Source organism: Sodalis sp. RH22 (assembly GCF_047324165.1).
Taxonomy (GTDB): domain Bacteria; phylum Pseudomonadota; class Gammaproteobacteria; order Enterobacterales; family Enterobacteriaceae; genus Acerihabitans.
In genome coordinates this window covers 4,557,940-4,575,085 of record NZ_CP178731.1, presented here as the reverse complement: position 1 = coordinate 4,575,085, position 17,146 = coordinate 4,557,940, and the positions used below count along the sequence as shown (strand labels likewise).

21 protein-coding genes are annotated in these 17,146 nt (G+C 58.2%); 11 read left to right on the top strand and 10 right to left on the bottom strand.

Going from position 1 to position 17,146, the window contains the following annotated elements:
- Positions 1 to 99 precede the first annotated feature (99 nt).
- The 3 genes from rpsI to zapE form a co-directional block, all read right to left on the bottom strand.
- Positions 100 to 492 (bottom strand): 30S ribosomal protein S9, encoded by a 393-nt coding sequence (rpsI, locus tag ACL2XN_RS20800; protein WP_162366275.1) that lies wholly within the window; start codon positions 490 to 492, stop codon positions 100 to 102.
- 15 nt (positions 493 to 507) lie between these two features.
- Entirely contained in the window at positions 508 to 936 is a 429-nt protein-coding gene (gene rplM / locus ACL2XN_RS20795) for a 50S ribosomal protein L13 (RefSeq protein ID WP_410013371.1), read from the bottom strand.
- Positions 937 to 1,179: 243 nt separating this feature from the next.
- Positions 1,180 to 2,307, bottom strand: a complete 1,128-nt coding sequence (gene zapE, locus ACL2XN_RS20790; RefSeq protein WP_413729367.1) for a cell division protein ZapE — start codon at positions 2,305 to 2,307, stop codon at positions 1,180 to 1,182.
- 210 nt (positions 2,308 to 2,517) lie between these two features.
- On the opposite strand from zapE, the gene zapG reads away from it, so the two are divergent.
- The 3 genes from zapG to degS all read left to right on the top strand — a co-directional run bounded on the left by zapG (position 2,518) and on the right by degS (position 5,754).
- Entirely contained in the window at positions 2,518 to 2,922 is a 405-nt protein-coding gene (zapG, locus tag ACL2XN_RS20785) for a Z-ring associated protein ZapG (protein WP_410013369.1), read from the top strand.
- A gap of 166 nt (positions 2,923 to 3,088) precedes the next feature.
- Positions 3,089 to 4,468 (top strand): serine endoprotease DegQ, encoded by a 1,380-nt coding sequence (gene degQ, locus ACL2XN_RS20780; protein ID WP_410013368.1) that lies wholly within the window; start codon positions 3,089 to 3,091, stop codon positions 4,466 to 4,468.
- A 218-nt stretch (positions 4,469 to 4,686) separates the two neighbouring features.
- Positions 4,687 to 5,754 carry an outer membrane-stress sensor serine endopeptidase DegS gene (gene degS / locus ACL2XN_RS20775; RefSeq protein WP_410013367.1) on the top strand — a complete coding sequence of 356 codons (1,068 nt, stop codon included), beginning with the start codon at positions 4,687 to 4,689 and terminating at the stop codon, positions 5,752 to 5,754.
- Between the two features lie 106 nt (positions 5,755 to 5,860).
- Here degS and murA read toward each other — a convergent pair whose 3' ends face one another.
- The 7 genes from murA to mlaF form a co-directional block, all read right to left on the bottom strand.
- Positions 5,861 to 7,120 (bottom strand): UDP-N-acetylglucosamine 1-carboxyvinyltransferase, encoded by a 1,260-nt coding sequence (gene murA / locus ACL2XN_RS20770; protein WP_410013366.1) that lies wholly within the window; start codon positions 7,118 to 7,120, stop codon positions 5,861 to 5,863.
- Between the two features lie 65 nt (positions 7,121 to 7,185).
- Positions 7,186 to 7,446 (bottom strand): BolA family iron metabolism protein IbaG, encoded by a 261-nt coding sequence (gene ibaG / locus ACL2XN_RS20765; RefSeq protein ID WP_413721524.1) that lies wholly within the window; start codon positions 7,444 to 7,446, stop codon positions 7,186 to 7,188.
- A gap of 92 nt (positions 7,447 to 7,538) precedes the next feature.
- The gene (gene mlaB / locus ACL2XN_RS20760; RefSeq protein WP_410013364.1) at positions 7,539 to 7,847 is read right to left on the bottom strand and encodes a lipid asymmetry maintenance protein MlaB; all 309 of its coding nucleotides are present in this window, start codon (positions 7,845 to 7,847) and stop codon (positions 7,539 to 7,541) included.
- Positions 7,840 to 8,475 carry a phospholipid-binding protein MlaC gene (mlaC, locus tag ACL2XN_RS20755; RefSeq protein ID WP_410013363.1) on the bottom strand — a complete coding sequence of 212 codons (636 nt, stop codon included), beginning with the start codon at positions 8,473 to 8,475 and terminating at the stop codon, positions 7,840 to 7,842. Before mlaC ends, mlaB begins: the two co-directional genes overlap by 8 nt.
- A 14-nt stretch (positions 8,476 to 8,489) precedes the next feature.
- Positions 8,490 to 9,062: an outer membrane lipid asymmetry maintenance protein MlaD gene (gene mlaD, locus ACL2XN_RS20750; protein ID WP_410013362.1), complete on the bottom strand. Its 573-nt coding sequence runs from the start codon at positions 9,060 to 9,062 to the stop codon at positions 8,490 to 8,492.
- Positions 9,063 to 9,066: 4 nt separating this feature from the next.
- A complete protein-coding gene (gene mlaE / locus ACL2XN_RS20745) occupies positions 9,067 to 9,852 on the bottom strand; it encodes a lipid asymmetry maintenance ABC transporter permease subunit MlaE (protein WP_413729366.1) in 786 nt (261 codons plus the stop codon).
- Between the two features lie 7 nt (positions 9,853 to 9,859).
- Positions 9,860 to 10,669, bottom strand: coding sequence for a phospholipid ABC transporter ATP-binding protein MlaF (mlaF, locus tag ACL2XN_RS20740; protein ID WP_413731009.1), 810 nt, complete (start codon positions 10,667 to 10,669; stop codon positions 9,860 to 9,862).
- Positions 10,670 to 10,920: 251 nt separating this feature from the next.
- Here mlaF and ACL2XN_RS20735 point away from each other — a divergent pair, with 251 nt between their 5' ends.
- From ACL2XN_RS20735 to hpf, 8 genes are read left to right on the top strand one after another with little or no spacing between them, the layout of a single operon-like run.
- Complete coding sequence (locus tag ACL2XN_RS20735) at positions 10,921 to 11,886, top strand: calcium/sodium antiporter (RefSeq protein WP_410013360.1); 966 nt, start codon at positions 10,921 to 10,923, stop codon at positions 11,884 to 11,886.
- Positions 11,887 to 11,920: 34 nt separating this feature from the next.
- A complete protein-coding gene (gene kdsD / locus ACL2XN_RS20730) occupies positions 11,921 to 12,907 on the top strand; it encodes an arabinose-5-phosphate isomerase KdsD (RefSeq protein WP_410013359.1) in 987 nt (328 codons plus the stop codon).
- 14 nt (positions 12,908 to 12,921) lie between these two features.
- Positions 12,922 to 13,485 carry a 3-deoxy-manno-octulosonate-8-phosphatase KdsC gene (gene kdsC, locus ACL2XN_RS20725; RefSeq protein WP_410013358.1) on the top strand — a complete coding sequence of 188 codons (564 nt, stop codon included), beginning with the start codon at positions 12,922 to 12,924 and terminating at the stop codon, positions 13,483 to 13,485.
- The gene (lptC, locus tag ACL2XN_RS20720; RefSeq protein WP_413729364.1) at positions 13,482 to 14,051 is read left to right on the top strand and encodes an LPS export ABC transporter periplasmic protein LptC; all 570 of its coding nucleotides are present in this window, start codon (positions 13,482 to 13,484) and stop codon (positions 14,049 to 14,051) included. The genes kdsC and lptC overlap by 4 nt, the downstream gene beginning before the upstream one ends.
- Positions 14,029 to 14,610 carry a lipopolysaccharide ABC transporter substrate-binding protein LptA gene (gene lptA / locus ACL2XN_RS20715; RefSeq protein WP_413729362.1) on the top strand — a complete coding sequence of 194 codons (582 nt, stop codon included), beginning with the start codon at positions 14,029 to 14,031 and terminating at the stop codon, positions 14,608 to 14,610. Before lptC ends, lptA begins: the two co-directional genes overlap by 23 nt.
- 14 nt (positions 14,611 to 14,624) lie before the next feature.
- On the top strand, positions 14,625 to 15,350 hold the full coding sequence (gene lptB, locus ACL2XN_RS20710; protein WP_410013355.1) for an LPS export ABC transporter ATP-binding protein: 726 nt from the start codon (positions 14,625 to 14,627) through the stop codon (positions 15,348 to 15,350).
- 47 nt (positions 15,351 to 15,397) lie between these two features.
- The gene (gene rpoN, locus ACL2XN_RS20705) at positions 15,398 to 16,831 is read left to right on the top strand and encodes an RNA polymerase factor sigma-54 (protein ID WP_410013354.1); all 1,434 of its coding nucleotides are present in this window, start codon (positions 15,398 to 15,400) and stop codon (positions 16,829 to 16,831) included.
- Between the two features lie 23 nt (positions 16,832 to 16,854).
- Entirely contained in the window at positions 16,855 to 17,142 is a 288-nt protein-coding gene (gene hpf / locus ACL2XN_RS20700) for a ribosome hibernation promoting factor (protein ID WP_162366255.1), read from the top strand.
- The last annotated feature ends 4 nt before the right edge of the window (positions 17,143 to 17,146 follow it).

The window sequence follows — 17,146 nt, the reverse complement described above, 5'->3', positions numbered from 1 at the left end:
ATCGACGCAATCAGATATTTGGCGTTAAATCAACGCTCGGGAAATAAAAAAGCCCGGACCGTGCCGGGCTTTGTCAGCTGTAATAATAACAGCCGGGAATTAACGTTTGGAGAACTGCGGACGACGACGTGCTTTACGCAGACCGACTTTCTTACGTTCAACCTTACGGGCATCGCGGGTAACGAAGCCGGCTTTGCGCAGTTCTGCGCGCAGCGATTCGTCATATTCCATCAGTGCACGGGTGATACCGTGACGGATTGCGCCTGCCTGACCGGAAATGCCACCGCCGGTAACGGTGATGTACAAATCCAGCTTTTCAACCATGTCGACCAGTTCCAGCGGCTGACGAACTACCATGCGGGCAGTTTCGCGACCGAAGTATTGATCCAGACTACGCTGGTTGATAACGATGTTACCGCTACCCGGCTTCATGAAGACGCGTGCGGAGGAGCTTTTGCGGCGACCAGTGCCGTAGTATTGATTTTCAGCCATTGCCTATAATCCCGATTAAATGTCCAGAACTTGCGGTTGCTGAGCCGCGTGGTTGTGCTCGGTACCCTTGTAAACTTTCAGTTTACGATACATTGCACGACCCAGCGGGCCTTTTGGCAGCATGCCTTTAACCGCGATTTCAATCACACGCTCAGGGTGGCGGGCAATCATCTCTTCAAAGGTCGTTTCTTTAATACCGCCGATGAAACCGGTATGATGATAATAGATTTTGTCGGTACGCTTTTTGCCGGTGACGGCAACTTTTTCGGCGTTCAACACGATGATATAATCACCGGTATCAACATGCGGCGTAAATTCCGGTTTATGCTTCCCGCGCAGGCGACTGGCCAGTTCAGTAGCAAGACGACCCAGGGTTTTACCGCTGGCGTCGACAACATACCAGTCGCGTTTGACGGTTTCTGGTTTTGCTGTAAATGTTTTCATTAAAAGCTTACCCAATTAAAGTTACACGTTGGTGAACACCCAAACGCTTCAATGAATAGTTATGAGGCTCACACGGCTATCTAGTCCAGCAAACCTACCCCTTCGAATAGCCGTTGCTGGCGCGATCGAAGTTTTCGGGAAAAAAACTTCTTGTAACGTGGGGTCGCAAGATTATAGAGAAGACGAGGCCAAAGGTCGACTGTTATTTACGATTCCAGCCCAATCAGTCGGCGGGAGCGCCGCTCACGGCAAGTGCGGCAGGGCCAGGTACTCTTCGCTTTGCATCTCCTGCAGGCGCGACAGGCAGCGCTGGAATTCAAAACGCAGCAACTGGCCCTGGTACAAAGACGCCAGCGGCGCGTCGGCGGCAATCACCAGCTTAACCTGCCGTTCGTAGAACTCATCCACCAGGGCCACAAACCGCCGGGCGGTATTTTCATCCTGCGGGCCCATCGCATGCACATTGTGCAGCAGCACGCTGTGATAAAGGCGGGACAGGACAATATAATCATTCTGGCTGCGGGCGCCGGCGCACAGCGTGGCGAAATCCAGGGCCACCACGCCGTCCCGGGCGCCGAGCGTCGGCAACGGACGATGATTGACCGTCAGCACCGGCGCGCCGTCCGGCCGTGCGCCGGCCAGGCGGGTGAAAATGCGCGCCATATCGGCGGCGGTCTGCTGATCCAGCGGCGTCAGGTAGAGGCTCGCCTGGGTCAGGGTGCGCAGCCGGTAATCAATGCCGGCGTCTACGTTCATCACCGCGCAATGGCGTTTGATCAGCGCGATGGCCGGCAGAAAGCGGGCGCGCTGCAGGCCGTTGCGGTACAGGTCGTCCGGCGGGATATTGGACGTGGCGACCAGGGTGATGCCGCGGGCGAACAACGCCTGCATCAGCGTACCCAACAGCATGGCGTCGGTAATGTCCGCGACAAAAAACTCGTCAAAACAAAGCACGTCGGTTTGCGCCTTGAAATCATCGGCAATCAGTTCCAGCGGGTCTTCATGCCCCTGCAGACGGTTCATCTCCTCGTGCACCCGCAGCATAAAGCGGTGAAAGTGCAGGCGCAGCTTACGTTCTCCCGGCAGGCTTTGAAAAAAAAGATCCATTAACCAGGTTTTTCCGCGCCCTACCCCGCCCCACATATATAATCCCTGTACGGGTTCGGCGGCTTCGGCGTTTTTTTTGCCGCGCAGGCGCTGGCCCAGGAGCCCCAACAGCCCGCCGGCGGCAGGCGCGGCGGCGGCCTTCGCCAGCAGCTGGCGGTGAAGGTGTTCAAGCTTATCGACGGCCGCTGCCTGGACGGCGTCGGCCTGGTATTCGCCTCCTGCCAGCATCTGCTGGTAGAGGGATAATGGCGATGTGACATGCATGGCGGCAAACGATCCCTGATACGATTATTTGTAACACTTTTGTTGCGGCCAGCTTAAACAGCCGCGCCGCGGAACACAAGGGCAACAAATAACAATGCTTTGCCCGCGGTGACGCTATCGGGATTCCCCACCGACCGGGTAAACGGTTATAGTGGGAAGTATAGAGTGTGAAAACCCTACGGGACAACGAAGTCAAATATAGGAGTCATTATGACCTGGGAATATGCGCTGATTGGATTAGTGGTCGGTATCATCATCGGTGCGGTCGCAATGCGGTTCGGCAACCGCAAACTACGTCAGCAGCAAACGCTGCAGCATGAGCTGGAAAAGAGCAAGGCGGAGCTGGAGGAATACCGCGAGGAGCTGACCGGCCATTTCGCCCGCAGCGCCGAACTGCTCGATAACATGGCCGACGATTACCGCCAGCTTTACCAACATATGGCCAAAGGCTCCAATAGCCTGTTGCCCAACCAGACCGGCGAGGATAATCCGTTCCGTTACCGCCTGACCGAGGCGGAATCGGACAACGATCAAATCCCGGCGGGCATGCAGCCGCGGGATTACCCCGCCAGCGCCACCGGCCTGCTGCGTGGCACGCGGGAACCACGTAAATAACTTTACAATAAGGCGGGATATCGCCAGCCCCCGCTGACATAACCTTACTGCGCCACCGCTGAACTTTAGCCGTCCCAACAGGGTCATAGAAGAACAAAAAGTGGCGTTTTAACATGGTTAATGATTAATGGCGTCGTTCACGGACAGCAAGCGAGTAATAAGTTTAATGAAAACCACACCTTTATTCAGCGCATTGGCACTTTGCATCTCATTCGGCTTAACCTCTTCCCTGCCTGCCCAGGCGGCGCTGCCGGCCGCGGTACCCGGGCAGACCATGCCCAGCCTGGCTCCCATGCTGGAAAAAGTGCTGCCGGCGGTGGTCAGCGTACATGTGGAAGGTACCCAGCAGGTGCAGCGCCCGACCCTGCCGAAGGAATTCAAATACTTTTTCGGCCCGGGCACCCCGCAGGGCGATCAGCAGCCCGGCGATTCCCGTCCGTTTGAAGGCCTGGGCTCCGGCGTTATCATCAACGCCGCCAAGGGGTATGTCATCACCAACAACCATGTGGTGAACGGCGCGGATAAAATCAAGGTGCAGCTTAACGACGGCCGCGAGTTCGACGCCAAGCTGGTCGGACGCGACGAACAGACCGATCTCGCGCTGCTGCAGCTGCCGGACCCGAAAGGCCTCAGTGAAATCAAGATGGCCGATTCGGACAGCCTGCGGGTCGGCGATTTTGCCGTGGCGGTGGGCAACCCCTTCGGCCTGGGGCAGACCGCCACTTCCGGTATTATCTCGGCGCTGGGGCGCAGCGGCCTGAACCTGGAGGGGCTGGAAAACTTTATCCAGACCGACGCCTCCATTAACCGCGGCAACTCCGGCGGGGCGCTGATTAACCTCAACGGCGAGCTTATCGGCATCAATACCGCCATCCTGGCGCCCGGCGGCGGCAATATCGGCATCGGCTTCGCCATCCCGAGCAATATGGTGCAAAACCTGAGCCAGCAGTTGATTGAATTCGGCGCGGTCAAACGCGGCCTGCTCGGCATCAAGGGCAGCGAAATGACCGCCGATATGGCCAAGGCCTTCAAGATCGATACCCAGCGCGGCGCCTTTGTCAGCGAAGTCCTGCCGGGTGGCGCCGCCGCCAAGGCGGGGGTGAAGGCCGGCGATATTATCGTGTCTATCGAAGGCAAGCCTATTACCAGCTTTGCCGAGCTGCGGGTGAAAATCGGCACCACCGCGCCGGGCAAGGCCGTTAAGCTGGGCCTGCTGCGCGAAGGTAAACCCGTGGAAGTGACGGTCACGCTTGACGACAGCGCCGCCACCACCAGCAGCGCGGAAATCCTGACCCCGGCCCTGCAGGGCGCCTCGCTCAGCAACGGGCAGTTGAAGGACGGCACCAAGGGCGTGGCGGTGGATGACGTGGCCAAAGACACCCCGGCGGCCCAGATCGGCCTGCATAAAGGCGATGTGATCATCGGCATCAACCGCGAACGGGTGGAAAACATCACCCAGTTGCGTAAAGTGCTGGAGGCCAAGCCCGCGGTCATGGCCATGAATATCATGCGCGGCGACGAGAGTATTTTCCTGTTACTGCGCTGATGCACCCTATAGCTTTCGGGTGACAGGCAGGCGGCAAGCGAGTGAATCCCGATGAGCTTACTCGTGTAAGTGATTCGGGTGAGTAAGCGTGGCCAACGCACCTGTCGCGTGAAAGATGACGGGTATAGGTCAAAACATAAAAAATCGGACACTGACCATGCAGCGTTCGATAAACTCATGTTATCCTGCCGCTATTTCCTTTCTCTTGTTCGGACATCATGCTGGTTAAGCTTCTACGTGCGGTTATTTTTGGACTTATCATCGCGGGCGTCATGCTGCTGGCGTTGCCTGGGCTGCGTTCCACCACCGGCACGCTGATTGCCGGCCATGCCGACAGCGACGACGAGACCCCGGTCAGCTATAACCAGGCGGTGCGCCGGGCCGCGCCGGCCGTGGTCAACGTTTACAACCGCAGCATGAATACCGGTTCCCAAAACGAACTGGAAATCCATACCCTGGGTTCCGGCGTCATCATGAACCAGAAGGGTTACCTGCTCACCAATAAGCATGTTATCAACGATGCCGAGCAGATTATCGTGGCGTTGCAGGACGGTCGGGTCTATGAGGCGCTGCTGGTCGGCTCCGATAGCCTCACCGATCTGGCGGTGCTGAAAATCGACGCCACCAACCTGCCGGTTATCCCCATCAATCCCCGCCGCGCGCCGCATATCGGCGATGTGGTCATGGCCATCGGCAATCCCTATAACCTGGGCCAGACCGTGACCCAGGGCATTATCAGCGCCACCGGCCGCATCGGCCTCAGCCCTTCAGGGCGCCAGAATTTTCTCCAGACCGACGCCTCCATCAACCGCGGCAACTCCGGTGGGGCGCTTATCAACAGCCTGGGCGAACTGGTGGGGATCAATACCCTGTCGTTCGATAAAAGCAATAACGGCGAAACGCCGGAAGGCATCGGTTTCGCCATTCCCACCGCCCTGGCCACCAAGGTGATGAACAAGTTGATTCGCGACGGCCGGGTGATCCGCGGATATATCGGCATCGGCGGGCGCGAGGTGGCGCCCCTGCATACCACCGGCGCCAATATGGATCGCATCCAGGGCATTATCGTCAATGAAGTCACCCCCGGCGGCCCGGCGGCGCAGGCCGGCATCAAAGTCACCGACGTTATCCTTAGCGTCAACAATAAGCCGGCGATATCGGCGATTGAAACCATGGACCAGGTGGCGGAAATCAGGCCAGGCTCGGTGATCCCGGTGGTGATTTTACGCAACGGCGCCAAGCTGACGCTGAATGTGACCATCCAGGAATATCCGGCTTCGGATTAACAGGGGTGTTGACGGTGCCGATAAATACGCCGGCGGCCGACGCTTAAGCGGGGATGGAGCGGGGGAATAACGCCCTGCCTGAAAACACCGGCAGGGCGATAAGCGGTTATTCGCCGGTGACGCGTTCGATATTGGCGCCCAGCTTGCGCAGCTTGGCCTCGATGCAGTCATAGCCGCGATCGATATGGTAGATGCGATCCACCAGCGTAACGCCTTCGGCAATGCATCCGGCCAGCACCAGGCTGGCGGAAGCGCGTAAATCGGTGGCCATCACCTGCGCGCCGGACAAGGTTTCCACCCCGTGGCAGATGACCGTATTGCTTTCTATCTCCGCCCGCGCGCCCATGCGGATCAGCTCCGGCACATGCATAAAGCGATTTTCAAAAATGGTCTCGGTAATCACGCCGGTGCCTTCGGCCACCAGGTTCAGCAGGCTGAACTGAGCCTGCATATCGGTGGGGAAGCCGGGATGGGGCGCGGTGCGCACGGTGACGGCTTTAGGCCGCTGGCCATGCATGTCCAGGCTTATCCAGTCGTCGCCGGTTTCGATATCCGCGCCGGCTTCGCGCAGCTTGGCCAGCACCGCGTCCAGCGTATCGGGACGGGTTGCCCGGCAGACTACGCGCCCGCGGGAGACCGCCGCCGCCACCAGGAAGGTACCGGTCTCGATGCGATCGGGCAGCACGCGATAAACGCCGCCGCCAAGGCGTTCCACGCCCTCGATGGTGATTTTATCGGTTCCGGCGCCGGCGATCTTCGCCCCAAGCGTAATCAGGAAGTTGGCGGTATCGACAATTTCCGGCTCGCGGGCGGCGTTTTCAATAATGGTGGTGCCTTCCGCCAGGGTGGCGGCGCTCATAATGGTTACCGTGGCGCCGACGCTGACTTTATCCATGACGATATGCGCGCCGCGCAGCCGCCCGTCCACCGACGCCTTGACATAACCCTCTTCCAGCTTGATGGTGGCGCCGAGCTGCTCAAGACCGGTAATATGCAGATCCACCGGCCGTGCGCCGATGGCGCAGCCGCCGGGCAGGGAAACCTGTCCCTGGCCGAAACGGGCTACCAGCGGCCCGAGCGCCCAGATGGACGCGCGCATGGTCTTGACCAGTTCATAAGGCGCGCAGAACACGTCCACCCCGCCCGCATCCACATGCACCGACCCGTTGCGCTCGACTTTGGCGCCAAGCTGGCGCAGCAGTTGCATCGTGGTGTCGATATCTTTTAATTTTGGTACATTTTGTATTTCTACCGGCTTTTCCGCCAGCAGCGCGGCGAACAATATCGGCAACGCCGCATTTTTAGCGCCGGAAATGGTCACTTCGCCATTCAGGCGGGTCGGACCCTGGACACGGAATTTATCCATCAACACTGCTCTCTGTATTTAACGGGCTTAGATATACAACGCCATAGCGCGGCATCGCCTACAACTTAAAAACCATTCAGCTTACGATCGCGCCGCCACTCTTCCGGGGTATACGCCTTGATAGAGAGTGCATGGATACGATTGTCCGAAATATATTCCATCAACGGGCCGTAGACCGCCTGTTGTTTTTTAATACGGCTCATGGAGGCAAACCGCTCGCTCACGACGATGACCTGAAAATGGCTGCCATCGCCCGTTACATGCGCTTCTTCCAATGCCAACGCCTCGGCGTTCATCAGCACTTCTTTGATTTCGTGGTTTTCCATAAGGGTCAAATCACTGTCATGGGTCGGGAAACAAGCCGATATCTTAGATGAATACGTCGTCATCGGAAACAGGCAATAATGTGTTCATTCTGTCAGCCGGGCGAATCGTCCGCGCAGGGCAGGATATTATGCAGGTTGTACAAGGTGATAAGGGTGCGCAGTTTATCGGTGACGCCGGTAAGCATGAGCGTACCGCCGCGCCTGGCCTGCAGCGCGCACAGGTGCAGCATCAGGGCCACGCCGGCGGAGTCCACCCGATCCAGCCGCGAGACGTCCAGGAAGCGGATGCCCTGCAGGGCCTGTTCGCGCTGTTCCCAAAACGGCAACAGCGTGACGCGATCAAGCTCGCCCCGCAGGACAAGCGTGTCTTCCTCGGCTTGCCAGCTCAGGGTTTCAGCCATTGCTTTTCTTATCCAGCGAGATAGGTTGCGCGGCGGCGGCCTGTAACTGCCTGGTCAGCCCCTCGATCCCCTGCTGGCGCAGCGTCGAGGCCCATTCATTCTGCTTGGTGGTGATCATGCTCACCCCTTCGGCGATCATATCGTAGGCCTGCCAGTTGCCGGTCTGGCTGTTCTTGCGCCATTGAAAATCCAGCCGTACCGGCGGGCGCCCACCCTGATCGACGATGGTGACGCGAATGGCGACGATCGTGGCATCGCCCACGGGCTGCGGCGGGGCAACCTGGTAGGTCTGGTTACTGTACATCGCCAGCGCCTGGCCGTAGGCCTGCTCCAGATAAGCCTGGAAAGCCTTGAAGTAGGCATCGCGCTGCGCCGGGGTGGCCTGGCGGTAATAGGTGCCGAGCACCAGCGCGCCGGCGTATTTGACCTGCACATAGGGCAGCAGTTCTTCACGCACCACATCGCGCAGCACGTTGGGATTGGCGCGAATCTGGCTTTGTTCGTTCTTGAGGCGGGTAAAGGTTTTATCCGCCGCCGCGTTCATCAGCGCATAGGGATTGGTCTGGTCGACGGCCTGGGCCAGCGGCGCGACCGCAAGCAGGGCGAGCAGTAAAAATCGTGTAAACATAAAACATTATCCTCTTATTTTGCCGCCGCCGCGGGGGCGTTGCCGTCGGCGGATGCAGGTGCGTGGGCCGCGCCGCTGGTCGGGGCGGGCCCGTTGTCGCCGGAAACAGGCGCGGGTTTGTCGCCGCTTTTGTACAGGAACTGGCCGATCAGGTCCTCCAGCACCAAGGCTGATTTGGTATCCTGAATAATACCGCCATCCTTAAGGATAGACGTTCCCATATCCGGGTCCTCGAAGCCGATGTTCAGCGCCAGGTATTGTTCGCCCAGCAGGCCCGAGGTGCGGATCGCCAGGGAGCTGGTATCGGGGATATGATTGTAGGTGTCCTCGATGTCCATCGATACCCTGGGCGCATAGGTTTTCGGGTCGAGGGTAATCTCCGCCACCCGGCCTACCACCACGCCGCCCACTTTGACCGGCGAACGCACCTTCAGCCCGCCGATATTATCGAAAGTGGCCGAAATACGGTAGGTGGACACGCTGCCCATCGAGCGGATATCCGCCACTTTCAGGCACAGGAAAATAACGGCGCACAGGGCGATGATCATAAAAACGCCGACCCAGATTTCACTCTTTTTCGTTTGCATTAACTCACTTCCCAAACATCAGTGCTGTCAGCACAAAATCCAGTCCCAACACCGCCAGGGACGCATGGACGACCGTTCTGGTGGTCGCGCGGCTAATCCCCTCCGACGTCGGGATCGCATCATAACCGTTAAACAGCGCGATCCAGGTGACCGTAATGGCGAAAACCACGCTCTTGATCAGGCAATTCACCAAATCCTGGTGCCAATCCACCGCGCCTTGCATGGCGGACCAGAAATAACCGTTGTCGATCCCCTTCCAGTCCACCCCCACTATGCCGCCGCCCCAAATGCCCACCGCGACAAAAATGGCCGTCAGCAGCGGCATGCTGATGACGCCGGCCCAAAAACGGGGCGCCACGATGCGCCGCAGCGGATCGACCGCCATCATCTCCAGGCTGGACAACTGCTCGGTGGCCTTCATCAACCCGATTTCGGCGGTCAGCGCCGACCCGGCGCGCCCGGCGAACAGCAGCGCGGTCACCACCGGGCCCAGCTCGCGCAGCAGCGACAACGCCACCATCATGCCCAGGCTGGCCTCGGCGCTGTAGGTGGTCAGGATAATATAGCCCTGCAGCCCCAGCACCATGCCGATAAACAACCCCGACACAATAATAATGATTAACGATTGTACCCCGACGCTGTAGAGCTGCTTTATCAACAGCGGCCACTGCTGCCGGAAGGCGGGTTTGCCCACCAGCGCGTTAAATAACATCAGGCCCGACCGCCCGAAAGTATGGCAGACGCTGATGCCCCGGCGTCCAAAGGACGCTAATGCTTGTTGTAGTAGCATGGCTCGGTCAACTCCCTGAACCTAAAAGCTGTGTTTTATAATCTCTGGCGGGAAAATTAAACGGCACCGGACCATCGGCGATGCCGTCCAGGAACTGCCGCACCCGCGGATCCTGGTTGGCGCGCAGCTCGGCCGGCGTTCCTTCCGCGATAACATGCTGCTCGGCCACGATGTAAGCGTAATCGGCGATGCTCAATACTTCCGGCACGTCATGGGAGACCACGATGCAGGTGACGCCCAGCGCGTGGTTCAATTCATCAATAAGTTTGACCAGCACGCCCATGGTAATGGGGTCCTGCCCGACGAAAGGCTCGTCAAACATAATCAGTTCCGGGTCGAGGGCGATGGCGCGGGCCAGCGCGGCGCGCCTGGCCATGCCGCCCGAGAGTTCGGAAGGCATCAGCGACGCGGCCCCGCGCAGCCCCACCGCCTCGAGTTTCATCATCACGGTGGTGCGCAGCACTTCTTCCGGCAGCCGCGTGTGCTGCCGCAGGGGGAACGCCACGTTTTCAAACACGTTGATATCGGTAAACAGGGCGCCGGACTGGAACAGCATGCTGATTTTTTTGCGCACCTCGTATAGCCGCCCGCGCGATAAGGAGGGAATATTGTCGCCGTCAAACCAAATTTCGCCGCTGTCGGGCGGCAGCTGGCCGCCAATCAGGCGTAACAGGGTGGTTTTACCGATACCCGACGGCCCCATGATCGCGGTGATCTTTCCCCGCGGCACCTGCAGGGTGATGTTGTCGAATATCGGCCGATTGCCGCGCCGGAAGCTCAATCCGCGGATATCGACCAAATGCTCCGTCTGGTTCATGTCATTACTGCCCATATCTTGCCCACTTAAAGCCCATTGCCCTAGATATTAAAGCAATAGGACCGATTCATCGAACTTTTACATAAAATTACCCTGGCGGCGGTAAGATAGGATCAATAGCCGATGTTTTACTTTTGGCCCGCGGGCAGTCAAAATTAAGACGCGCGCCGGTTGCCGGCATCCTTACCCTTCCGCCCGGGAAGCGGCGGTGGCGACGGCGGCCCAGGATTCTTTCACATCAAGGACTTCATATGTTTTTTGCCACGTCATTATTAGTTATTGGTCTTATTCTACTGGTTTATGGCGCGGATAGATTGGTTTACAGTGCTGCCGTGATCGGCCGGTCGCTGGGTATGGCGCCCTGGCTGGTGGGCTGCACCATCGTCGCATTGGGCACGTCCCTGCCCGAACTGCTGATCGCGGTGACCGCCGCGCTGAATCACCAACTCGATATGACCGTGGGCAATATCCTTGGTTCCAATGTGATCAATAGTTTATTGATCGTCGGCGGCGCGGCGCTGATCCGCCCCATGGCCTTCCATTCGGACATCGTGCGGCGCGAGCTGCCGCTGCTGCTGCTCGCCACCGCGCTGTGCGGCCTGGCGCTGGCGGATCGCGCCCTGGGCCGCCTGGATGGTATAATACTGTTGCTGGCGGCGATAGGGTATATTGCCGCCATGATCGCCCTGACCCGCCGGGCGCAGAGCGCCGGCAACGACAGCCTGACCCGCGAACGGCTGGCTGAGCTGCCGCAGGACACGCCGGATAGCGGCACAACCGTGGCGGTGCTGTGGCTGGCGCTGGCCTTTATCATCATGCCCATATCGGCGCATATGGTGATTGATAACGCGGGCGTGGTGGCCCGGCATCTGGGGGTAAGCGAGTTGGTTATCGGCCTGACGGTGGTGGCCTTCGGCACCAGCCTGCCCGAACTGGCAACCGTTATCGCCGGCGCCCTGAAAGGGGAAAACGATATTGCACTGGGCAATCTCATCGGTTCCAATATCGTCAATAGCCTGCTGGTGCTGGGCGTGCCGGCCCTGCTTTCGCCCGGCCGGTTCAATCCGCTGGCGTTTACCCGCGATTATTGGGTTATGCTGGCGGCAAGCATTATATTAACCGCCTTTTGCCTGGGAAAGCGCCGTAGGATCAACTCTGGCATGGGCGCTCTGTTATTATGTGGTTTTGCCGCCTATGTTACGGTGTTGTTTATTTAGCCCGCGGACGCTGCCGGGCGCATCAGGATACGTTATGTCACATTTGTCGTTAGCGCCGGATTTTGATTTCCCGGCAGCAGGTAAACAGGTCCTCGCCGCCGAGCGTGAAGGCCTGGCGCAGCTTGATCAATATATCAACGACGATTTTCGCCGCGCGTGCGAAAAAATATTTTATTGCAGCGGCAAAGTCGTGGTGATGGGGATGGGCAAATCCGGCCATATCGGCCGCAAGATGGCGGCGACCTTCGCCAGCACCGGCACGCCCTCCTTTTTTGTCCATCCCGGCGAGGCCAGCCATGGCGATCTGGGCATGGTATCGGCCCAGGACATCGTCATCGCCTTGTCCAACTCAGGCGAATCCAATGAAATCCTGGCGCTGATTCCGGTGCTCAAGCGCCTGCAGATCCCGCTTATCTGCATGACCGGCAATCCGGCCAGCGCCATGGGCAAGGCGGCGGATATCCATATCTGCGTCCACGTGCCCCTGGAAGCGTGCCCGCTGGGCCTGGCTCCCACCACCAGCACCACCGCCGCCCTGGTGATGGGCGACGCGCTGGCGGTGGCGCTGCTGCAGGCCCGCGGCTTTACCCCCGAAGACTTCGCCCTGTCCCACCCCGGCGGCGCGCTGGGCCGTAAACTATTGCTGCGGGTGACCGATATCATGCACAGCGGCGAAGAAATCCCGGTGACGCCGCGGGATGCGTCATTACGCGACGCCCTGCTGGAAATCACGCGTAAAAATCTCGGCATGACGGTGATATGCGACGATAAGCTGAATATCGCCGGCATTTTTACCGACGGCGACTTGCGCCGGGTGTTCGATATGGGCGTGGATTTAAACCAGGCGCGCATCGCCGACCTGATGACCGCCGGCGGTATCCGGGTGACGCCCAATACCCTGGCGGTCGACGCCCTTAACCTGATGCAGTCGCGCCATATCACCTCGGTGCTGGTGGCCGACCAGAACCGGCTTATGGGCGTGGTGCATATGCATGATATGCTGCGAGCCGGCGTTATTTAACAAGGAAACCCGCCATGCAAGAGACCACCCTTATCGAGACCTGTTACGGCCCGGTCGACCAGCGGATACTGCAATGCGCCCGGGATATCCGGCTGCTGGTGTGCGACGTGGACGGCGTCCTGTCGGACGGCTTTATCTACCAAGGCAACCAGGGCGAGGAGCTCAAGGCGTTTAACGTCCGCGACGGCTACGGCATCCGATGCTTACTGACATCCGGCATCGAGGTCGCTATTATTACCGGCCGGTCCGCCCAACTGGTGGAAGATCGCGCGCGTACCCTGGGGATCTCCCATCTCTACCAAGGCCGGTCGGATAAGCTTTTGGCCTTTGAGGATCTATTGGTTAAACTATCTTTAACAGCGGATCAGGCCGCGTATATCGGCGATGATCTTATTGATTGGCCGGTGATGTCGCGGGTGGGATTAAGCGTCGCCGTGGCGGACGCGCATCCTTTGTTGCTGCCGCTGGCCGATTATGTGACGCATATCGCCGGCGGTCGCGGCGCGGTTCGCGAAATCTGCGATTTAATTCTGCTGGCGCAAGGAAAGCTTGATGATGCCAAAGGGCAGTCGGTATGAGTAAAACAAGATGGTGGGTCACCCTACTGCTGGTATTGGTGGTCCTGGTGTTAATCGGCCTGAACCTGACCGATAACGACGGCAGCCAGAACGCGGCGGCGCCCGATGCCGGCGAACCCACCTACCAGAGCGAACATACCATTACCCTGGTATACAATCCGTTGGGCGCCATGAATTATCGCTTGATCTCCGAGCACGTCGAGCACTTCGCCGTCGAGCAGATTAGCTGGTTTACCCAGCCGGTGGCGACGATGTACGATGAGAATAAAGTCGCCACCTGGACAGTCCGGTCCGATCGGGCCAAGCTGACCAATGATAAAATGCTTTATTTATACGGCCATGTTCAGGTTGACAGTCTGACCGAAACCTCGCAACTGCAGCGTATCAGAACCGATAGTGCGGTGGTGAATCTTGTTACGCAGGATGTTTCCTCCGATGACGAGGTGACCCTATATGGCATCGGATTTAACTCTAAAGGCATGAAAATGCGCGGAAACCTGCGGAACAAGACTGCCGAGCTGATTGAAAAGGTTAAGACCTCTTATGAAATCCAAAATCCAAAATAACATCTGTTACGTTTTTGCGGCCGGCGCGCTGCTGCTGGCGAGCGCCAATGCCCTGGCGCTGACCGGCGATACCGACCAGCCGATCAATATTGATTCCGAGCAGCAGGCCGTCGATATGCAAACCAATGTCGTCACCCTTACCGGTACGGTGGTGGTCAAACAAGGCTCCATCGACATCCGGGCGGATAAAGTGGTCATCACCCGCCCCAACGGCGAACAGGGCAAGGAAGTGGTCGAGGGTTACGGCAATCCGGTGACGTTTTACCAGATGCAGGACAACGGCAAGCCGGTGAAGGGCCATGCGCAAAAGGTCCGCTATGAGCTGGCCAACGATTTTGTGGTGCTGACCGGCGACGCTTATCTCGAACAGCTCGACAGCAACGTCAAGGGCGATCGCATCACCTACCTGGTGAAACAACAGCAAATGGAAGCCTTCAGCGACAAGGGCAAACGGGTCACCACCGTATTGGTGCCGTCCCAGCTGCAGGATAAGAACCCGGCGGGCGCGGCACCCAAAGCGTCCTCAGCGCCCAAGGCGCCCAAATCCGGCAATAAATAAGAGTAATTGAACCCATGGCAACATTAATCGCAGAAAACCTGGCTAAAGCCTACAAGGGCCGACATGTGGTGGAAGACGTCAGCCTCAAGGTCAGCTCAGGGGAAATCGTCGGGTTGCTGGGGCCGAACGGGGCCGGCAAGACCACCACGTTCTACATGGTGGTCGGCATCATCCAGCGCGACGCCGGGCGCATTATTATCGATGACGACGATATCAGCCTGCTGCCGTTGCATACCCGCGCCCGGCGCGGCATCGGCTACCTGCCGCAGGAAGCGTCGATTTTCCGCCGCCTGAGCGTGTTTGATAACCTGATGGCGGTATTGCAGATCAGAAACGATCTCAGCGCTTCGCAGCGCGACGACCGCGCCAATGCGCTGATGGAAGAATTCCATATCGCCCATCTGCGCGATAACCTGGGGCAATCATTATCCGGCGGCGAACGGCGGCGGGTGGAAATTGCCCGCGCCCTGGCGGCCAACCCCAAATTCATCCTGCTTGACGAGCCTTTTGCCGGCGTCGACCCGATTTCCGTCATTGATATCAAGAAAATCATTGAACATCTGCGCGATAGCGGCCTGGGCGTGCTGATTACCGATCATAACGTACGCGAAACATTGGACGTCTGCGAGCGCGCCTATATCGTAAGCCAGGGACATCTTATCGCCCATGGCACACCCGCCGAAATCCTTCAGGACGAGCAGGTGAAGCGTGTTTATCTGGGCGAAGAGTTCCGCCTCTGATAAGGTGTCCTGAAGTGAAAGCCCCAAGAGGTTAATTGACGCATTATATGAAGCAAGGTTTGCAACTCAGGTTTAGTCAGCAACTCGCCATGACTCCGCAGTTACAGCAAGCAATACGCCTGCTGCAACTGTCTACGCTTGAACTTCAGCAGGAGATTCAAACCGCGCTGGAAAGCAACCCCTTACTTGAGCAAACCGATGTCCATGAAGAAATAGACTCACACGACGTACCCGACAGCGAATCGCTTGATACCCGCGAGGCGATGGAGCAGAAGGACATGCCGGAAGAACTGCCGCTGGACGCCACCTGGGACGAAATGTACTCGGCGGGCACGCCTTCGGGCACCGGCACCGACTACCGCGACGAAGAACTGCCGATTTACCAGGGCGAGACCATCCAGACCCTGCAGGATTATCTGATGTGGCAGGTGGAGCTGACGCCGTTTTCCGATACCGATATCGCCATTGCCACCTCCATTGTCGACGCGGTGGATGAAACCGGTTACCTGACGGTGCCGCTGGAAGATATCCTGGAGTGCATCGGCGACGACAGCGTCACCATGGACGAAGTGGAAGCGGTATTAAAACGCGTGCAGCGCTTTGATCCGGTGGGCGTGGCGGCGCGGGATCTGCGGGATTGCCTGCTGATCCAGCTATCGCAGCTGTCGAAGGATTTCCCTTACCTGAACGAAGCCAGGCTTATCGTCAGCGACTATCTCGATCTGCTGGCCAGCCATGATTTCCGCAGCCTGCTGCGATCCACCCGCCTAAAGGAAGACGTGCTGAAATCCGCCATGGCGCTGATCCAATCCCTCGATCCCCGGCCCGGCCAGTCAATCAATACCACCGAATCGCAATATGTCATCCCGGACGTCCTGGTGCGCAAGGTGCATAATCGCTGGACGGTGGAGCTCAATACCGACAGCATTCCCAATCTTAAAATCAACCAGCAATACGCCGCGCTCGGCAATACCACCCGCAATGACTCGGACGGACAATTTATCCGCAGCCATTTGCAGGAAGCGCGCTGGTTGATCAAAAGCCTGGAAAGTCGTAATGACACGCTGTTAAAAGTGACCCGCTGCATCGTGGAGCAGCAACAGGCGTTTTTCGATCAGGGAGAGGAGTATATGCGGCCCATGGTGCTGGCGGATATCGCCCAGGCGGTGGAGATGCACGAATCGACGATATCCCGCGTCACGACGCAAAAATATCTGCACAGCCCGCGCGGCATTTTTGAACTGAAATATTTTTTCTCCAGCCACGTCAATACCGAGGGGGGAGGCGAAGCGTCTTCTACGGCCATTCGTGCGCTGGTGAGAAAATTAATTGCCGCGGAAAACCCGGCGAAGCCGCTAAGCGATAGCAAGCTGACCACCCTGCTTTCCGATCAGGGCATTATGGTGGCGCGGCGAACCGTGGCAAAATACCGAGAGTCTTTGTCCATCCCGCCGTCAAACCAGCGTAAGCAAATGGTTTGACCTCTACAGAGAAGGAAGACACTATGCAGCTGAATATTACCGGACAGCGCGTTGAAATCACCGATGCTTTGCGCGATTTCGTGACGACGAAATTTTCCAAGCTGGAACAATACTTCGACCGGATCAATCAGGTATATATTGTTCTGAAGATCGAAAAAGTCCAGCAGATTGCCGAAGCGACGATCCATGTCAACGGCGGTGAGCTGCACGCGACGTCAGAGGCGGACGATATGTATGCCGCCGTCGATTTGCTGATCGACAAGCTGACGCGCCAGTTGAACAAACATAAAGAGAAACTGAAACAGTACTGAATTC